The sequence below is a fragment of the Streptacidiphilus cavernicola genome, assembly GCF_042510955.1.
GTDB classification, from domain to species: Bacteria; Actinomycetota; Actinomycetes; order Streptomycetales; family Streptomycetaceae; genus Streptacidiphilus; species Streptacidiphilus cavernicola.
The window spans coordinates 323815-330283 of sequence record NZ_JBHFAB010000007.1 but is presented as its reverse complement, the minus strand read 5'-3'; the positions used below and the strand labels follow the sequence as shown (position 1 = coordinate 330283).

The 6469-nt window shown below is 72.4% G+C and carries 5 protein-coding genes; 3 read left to right on the top strand and 2 right to left on the bottom strand.

Annotated elements, in window-relative coordinates:
* The first annotated feature begins 103 nt into the window (after positions 1 to 103).
* The 3 genes from ACEZDE_RS12755 to ACEZDE_RS12745 all read left to right on the top strand — a co-directional run bounded on the left by ACEZDE_RS12755 (position 104) and on the right by ACEZDE_RS12745 (position 3896).
* The gene (locus tag ACEZDE_RS12755) at positions 104 to 616 is read left to right on the top strand and encodes a hypothetical protein (protein ID WP_380535680.1); all 513 of its coding nucleotides are present in this window, start codon (positions 104 to 106) and stop codon (positions 614 to 616) included.
* Between the two features lie 147 nt (positions 617 to 763).
* Positions 764 to 2794: a thioredoxin domain-containing protein gene (locus tag ACEZDE_RS12750; protein WP_380535678.1), complete on the top strand. Its 2031-nt coding sequence runs from the start codon at positions 764 to 766 to the stop codon at positions 2792 to 2794.
* Between the two features lie 250 nt (positions 2795 to 3044).
* Positions 3045 to 3896 carry a GNAT family N-acetyltransferase gene (locus ACEZDE_RS12745; protein WP_380535676.1) on the top strand — a complete coding sequence of 284 codons (852 nt, stop codon included), beginning with the start codon at positions 3045 to 3047 and terminating at the stop codon, positions 3894 to 3896.
* 295 nt (positions 3897 to 4191) lie between these two features.
* Here the strand turns inward: ACEZDE_RS12745 and ACEZDE_RS12740 are convergent, their stop codons facing one another.
* Both ACEZDE_RS12740 and ACEZDE_RS12735 read right to left on the bottom strand, forming a co-directional pair.
* A complete protein-coding gene (locus ACEZDE_RS12740) occupies positions 4192 to 4815 on the bottom strand; it encodes a TetR family transcriptional regulator (protein ID WP_380535674.1) in 624 nt (207 codons plus the stop codon).
* Positions 4812 to 6422 (bottom strand): MFS transporter, encoded by a 1611-nt coding sequence (locus ACEZDE_RS12735; protein ID WP_380535672.1) that lies wholly within the window; start codon positions 6420 to 6422, stop codon positions 4812 to 4814. Before ACEZDE_RS12735 ends, ACEZDE_RS12740 begins: the two co-directional genes overlap by 4 nt.
* Positions 6423 to 6469 lie beyond the last annotated feature (47 nt).

The following is a 6469-nucleotide window of genomic DNA, read 5'->3' as shown; positions in this document are numbered from 1 at the left end:
AACGACTCGCCACCCGCTGGGAACGCCGCCTCAACCTCCACAACGCCCTCGTCTCACTGGGTTGCACGCTCATCTGCTGGCGACGACTCAAGAAGGCCACCACATGATCGTGTTACGAGCTCTTACCCGCCAATTGTTCGCGAGTGATCTCTCGCACCCTTGGCTTCTGTTCGTCGCGGATCGCTCTGTCGACCTGCTCTTGGCATGTCGAGTCGAGTCGGAACGCGGCTGGATCAGCAAGATGCTTTCCAGCGTGAGTGACCATGCCACCTATTCCGCCTTGATTGACATCTACGCTGCTGAAGGTTCCGTATTGGAGGCGAGGCGAGGCGAGGCGAGGCGAGGCGAGGCGAGGCGTGGTCGTGTCCGAAATGCTTTGGTGCACGGCAATCCTGCCGGATTTTCCATTGTCGAGTCTGTGCGTGAGTACGCCGAGTTTCTGAGCGGTGCTGCACTCAGCCTCGGCCTTGAGTCCTACGTGGAGGGCAGGGCGCCGACTGCCGTGTTCGGTCACAAGACCGACGAACTGATGGCGATGACTGCGGGGCAGGACGCCGCGAGCCACTGGCGCGCTCGGCTTGCCACGCGGCGGGTGCCAGGAGCGGACTCGACGTAGTCACACGAAGCATCACGGGCGAAATCGCTCGGCTGCCCTTTCGTGAGGGGGTCATCCGCCTTGCTGATCACAAGCAGGGTGGAGCAGGAGGAGGCGGTGGTTACATGCTGCGCCGCTTGATCTGAAAGGCATGAGAGGCTGGGGTGCATGAATCGGTTGCGTGGTGTGACCTCGCCTTATCTGCTTCAGCATGCTGCGAATCCTGTTGACTGGTGGCCCTGGGGCGACGATGCTTTTGTAGAAGCCAGGGGCCGCGACGTGCCTGTACTGCTATCAGTCGGGTATTCGTCCTGCCACTGGTGCCATGTCATGGCGCACGAGAGCTTTGAGGACGCCGAGTTGGCCGCGTACCTCAATGAGCGGTTTGTGTCCGTGAAGGTGGATCGGGAGGAGCGGCCGGACGTCGACGCCGTCTACATGGAGGCGGTGCAGGCGGCGACCGGGCAGGGCGGGTGGCCGATGACGGTGTTCATGACGCCCGACGGGGAGCCGTTCTACTTCGGGACCTACTTCCCGCCCGCGCCGCGGCATGGGCTGCCGTCGTTCCGGCAGGTGCTGGAGGGGGTGCACACCGCCTGGCGGGACCGGCGGGACGAGGTGGGGGAGGTCTCCGCCCGGATCGTCGCCGACCTGGCCGCGCGCGGGGACGTGTACGGGGCGGCCGGGCAGGCGCCGCCGGACGAGGCGGTGCTGCACGAGGCCGTGGTCGAGCTGGGACGTACCTACGACGAGGAGCACGGCGGGTTCGGCGGTGCGCCGAAGTTCCCGCCGTCGATGGCGCTGGAGTTCCTGCTCCGGCACCACGCCGCCACCGGCTCGGCGGACGCGCTGCGGATGGTCGAGGAAACCTGCTCGGCGATGGCCCGCGGCGGGATCTACGACCAGTTGGGCGGCGGCTTCGCCCGTTACGCGGTCGACGCGGAGTGGGTGGTCCCGCACTTCGAGAAAATGCTGTACGACAACGCGCTGCTGCTCCGGGTGTACCTGCACCTCTGGCGGGCCACCGGCTCCGCGCGGGCCCGGCGGGTCGCGCTGGAGACCGCGGACTTCCTGCTCGCCGAACTGCGGACCCCCGAGGGCGGGTTCGCCTCCGCGCTGGACGCGGACAGCGCCGGACCGGACGGGCACAACCACGAGGGCGCCTTCTACGCCTGGACACCCGGGCAGTTGGCCGAGGCGCTCGGCGCCGAGGACGGCGCGCGGGCGGCGGCGCTGTTCTCGGTGACGGAGGCGGGCACGTTCGAGGCGGGGGCGTCGGTGCTCCAGTTGCTGGAGGACCCGGCGGACGACGACGGGGCGTGGTTCGCCGGTGTCCGGGCCCGGCTGCTGGCGGCGCGGGCGAGTCGGCCGCGGCCGGCCAGGGACGACAAGGTGGTCGCCGCGTGGAACGGGCTGGCGATCGCCGCGCTGGCGGAGACCGGCGCGCTGCTGGACCGCCCGGACTGCGTGGAGGCCGCACTCGCCGCCGCCGACCTGCTGGTGTCGGTCCATCTCACCGCTGAGGGACGGCTGTTGCGGACCTCGCGGGACGGGCGGCCGGGCGTCGGCGCCGGGGTGCTGGAGGACTACGCCGACACCGCGGAGGGCTTCCTCGCCCTGTACTCGGTCACCGGGGAGGCGAGTTGGCTGACGCTGGGCGGGCTGCTGCTGGACCGGGTGTTGGAGCATTTTGTTGATACTGCGTCAGGTGCCTTGTATGACACGGCGAGTGACGCTGAGAAGCTGATCCGGCGGCCGCAGGATCCGACCGACAACGCGACTCCCTCCGGTTGGACCGCTGCCGCCGGTGCGCTGCTCGGATACGCCGCGCTGACCGGCTCCTCCCGGCACCGCGGGGCCGCCGAGGCGGCGCTCGGGGTGGTCACCGCGCTGGGCCCGCGGGCTCCGCGCTTCATCGGCTGGGGGCTCGCCGTGGCCGAGGCGTGCGTTGACGGGCCGCGCGAGATCGCCGTGGTCGGCCCGGACGGTGACGCCGCGACAGCGGCGCTGCACCGGACCGCGCTGCTCGGCACCGCCCCCGGCGCGGTCGTCGCCGTCGGCGAGGCGGACGCGGCGGGCGTCCCACTGCTCGCCGACCGCACTCTGCAGGGGGGCCGTCCGGCGGCGTACGTCTGCCGCCGCTTCAGCTGCGACGCCCCGGTCACCGAGCCGGCCGCGTTGGCCGAACGGATCAGGTAGCGGAGGGGCAGGGGTGCGCCGGGGGCTGCCCCGGCGCGGGCGGGCGTGGGTCGGGGGCGGATCGGGGACGGATCGGGGCCGGGCGGGCGCGGTCGGGGCAAGCGCGGGCGGGCGGCGCGGGGGCCGCGGGCGGGTGGCGCGGGGGCCGCGGGCGGCCAGGCGCGGGCGGTTGCGGGTCGGGCGCGGGCCCGCGTGGGGCGCTGCGGGTCAAGGGCTGGCGCGAGTTGCGGTGCGTGTAGGAACATCAGCCATGCCCTGGGAGATCACTCACGACGCCGCGCTTTTCCACACTGCCACAGGCGACTACCTGGCGGCGGATCCGCTGCGCTGCACCATCCTGATCAGCGTGTCCGAGCGGGTGCGGACACAGGGGCCGTTCGTGTTCGACGATGTACGCCCGGCGCGTTTCGGCTGGTGGCGCGAGGAGCCGGGCGGCCCGGTCGAGGGCGCCTTCGTGCACACCCCGCCGCACCGGCCCAGCCTCGGGCCGATGTCGGACGCGGCGGCCCGAGCGCTCGCGTTGAAGTGGCGCAGCAGCGGTACCGAGGTCGACGGGGTGATCGGCGGGACGGCCGCCGCGCGGACCCTGGCGTCGGCGTGGACCGCCCGGTTCGGCCGCTGGTCGGTGTTCCGCAAGCAACGGCTCTACCGGCTGGACGAGTTGGTGCTGCCGCCGATGGACGACGACGCCGAGCCGCGGTTGGCGACCATGCGCGACGTGTTCAGGGTCGCCCGCTGGTACTCCGGGTTCGCGGTCGACATCCGCGAGCAGGACGGCGACTACAGTGCGGAGGCCGCCCGGCGGGTGGGCGCGGGGCAGATCGCGCTCTGGGAGGTGGCGGGGGAGCCGGTGGCGATGGCCGGGTTCTCCGCGGTGATGCTGGGGCAGGGCCGGGTGTCGCCCGTCTACACCCCGCCCGAGCTGCGCGGGCGCGGGTACGCCGCGGGGGCTACGGCGGCGGCGAGCGCGGCGCTGATGACCGCGGGGGCGAAGGACGTGCTGCTGTTCACCGACCTGGCCAACCCCACCAGCAACGCCCTCTACCAGCGGCTCGGCTACCGGGCGGTGGATGACTGGGTGACCCTCGACTTCCAGCGGTAGCCCCTGCGGGGAGCGGGGAGCGGGGAGCGGGGAGCGGGGAGCGGGGAGCAGCGGGGCAGCGGGACCGCAAGGCGGCGGGGTCGCGGGTAGGCGCCGGGCCGTGGCGGTGGCAGTGGCGGCGAGGGTGGCGCGACGGGGGCGATGCCTGGTGCTGCCGCGAGGCTTTGGGCCACGGGGTGAGGGTGGCGGGGACACAGGGGGATAGCACCCACAGGGGACTGCACTCCCCGCCACAGCCAGCGGCCCCGCCAAAGCCAGCGGCCTCGCCCCAGCCCCGCGGCCCCGCGGCCCCGCCTCAGCCGACTGCGTCTGTTGACAGGGTGTCCAGGGCTTGGCCGACGAGTTCGGCGATGTTGTCCTGGCCGCCGCGTTTCGCCCAGTACTCGATGGCCTCGGTGCTCGCGGCCAGTACCGCGGCTACCTGGACCCGCAGCCGCAGCTCGTCGAGCGGTCGGTCGGCGCGCTCCGCCCGCTCGGCGAGGATCCGCAGCAGCATCTCCTTCGTGCGCTGCTGCTCGGCCACGTTCCGGGCCCGGACCAGCGGGTTGTCCTGAAGCAGCCGCATCCGCAGCAGCATGTCGTCGTGCTCACTGCCCATCACCATCCGCAGCGCGGGCAGGATCGCCGCCCGGATCGCGGTGAGCAGCGGCTCGTCCAGCGGGCGGTCCCGCAGCGCCGCCTCCATCAGCGGGTCGTAGTCGTCGCTGATGACCAGGTCTTCCTTGGTGGGGAAGTAGCGGAAGAAGGTGCTGGGCGAGACGTCCGCCTCGGCGGAGATCTGGTCGACCGTGGTGGCGTCGTAGCCCTGCTCGGTGAACAGGCGGAAGGCCGCCGCGCGGATCGCGCGGCGGGTCTTCAGCTTCTTCCGCTCCCGCAGCCCGAGGGGGGCTGCGAGCAGGTCGTCGATCCCGTTGCTCATGCCTCTGATTGTGCTGGATCGCCCGCCGGGTCGGCGACAAGCCCGCCCGCGCCGTCCGCCCCCGCGCCGTCCGCCGCGACCCGCCCCGCGACCCGCCCCGGCATCCGCAGCCCGATCAGCGCCGCGGAGAGCACCGCCGCCAGCCCGCAGACCAGCAGCACCGTGTCCATGCCGTGCAGGAACGCGCTGTGCGCGGAGACCGCCAGGGCCGCGTCATGGGTCAGCTCGGCGACCGACTGCGCGCCGGAGACCGAGCCGCGTGCGGTCTCGGCCGCGGCGCCGGGCAGCCCGTGGGTGTCCAGCCGCCCGGTGTAGATCCCGGCCAGCAGGCTGCCGAGCAGTGCCACGCCGACGGCGCTGGCAGACTGACGGAGCGTCTGCAGCAGCCCGGAGCCGACCCCGGCCCGATCCTCGGGCAGCGCGGCCATCGCCGCGCCCATCGCCGGGACCATGGTGAAGCCCATGCCGAGGCCGAGTACGGAGAGCCAGAGCGCGGTCCAGCCGTAGCCGTCCGCCACACCGGTGCCGCTGCCGAGGAACAGCGCGGCGGAGACCAGCAGTAGGCCCCCGGTGACCACCCAGCGGACCGAGACCTTGGCGACCAGCCGTTCGGCCAGCCGCGCCGCCACCAGCAGCCCGCCCATCAGCGGCATCATCCGGACGCCGGTGCCGAGCGCGTCGTTGCCGAGCACCGACTGCAGGTACTGCGGCAGCACGAACAGTGCGCCCATCAGCACAAAGGTGACCAGCACGGTGGCCAGGGTGTTCCAGCGGTAGGTGCGGTCGGCGAGCAGGCTCAGGTCGAGCATCGGGTGCGGCTGCGAGCGCTCCCGCAGCACCAGTCCGGCCAGCAGCAGCACCGAGGCGGTCAGCGTGCCGACCACGGTCACGCTGCCCCAGCCGTCGCCGGGGCCCTGGATGATGCCGAAGGTGAGCGCGCCCAGGCCGCCGACCCCGAGCACCGCGCTGAGCAGGTCCACCCGCGGTACGGCCGGGTTGCGCGACTCGGGCACCAGCAGTACCAGGGCGGCGATGCCGACCACGATCAGCGGCACGTTGACCAGGAAGATCGAGCCCCACCAGAAGTGGTTGAGCAGCGCCCCGCCGAGGATCGGCCCGAGCGGCATGCCGAGGGCCATGCCCGCGGTCATCACCGCGACCGCGCGGGGCCGTTCGCCCGGCGGGAACAGGCTGGGGATGATCGCCATGCCCAGCGGCATGATCAGCGCCCCGCCGAGGCCCATCACCGCGCGGACCGCGATCAGGGTGTCGGCCGAGTCGGCGAAGGTGCCGACCAGCGAGGCGGCGCCGAACAGGACCAGTCCGGCGATCAGCATCTTCCGCCGCCCGAAGCGGTCGCCGAGCAGCCCGGCCGGGAGCATCGCGGCGGCGAAGACCACCAGGTAGGCGTCCACGATCCACTGCAGCTGCCCGGTGTCGGCGTGCAGCTGGACGGCGAGGTCGGGCAGGGCGACGTTGAGGATCGTGCTGTCGAAGCCGAGCACCAGGACGCTGAGGCAGATGGCGCCCAGTGCCCACCAGCGGCGGGGGACCGGGACGGCCGGGTCGGGGGGTGCGTGCGTGGCGGCGACGCTGGGCGCGGTCATGGCAGGCTCCATCACTTGAGTGCTTCTGTCTTATGACAGTAACTCTC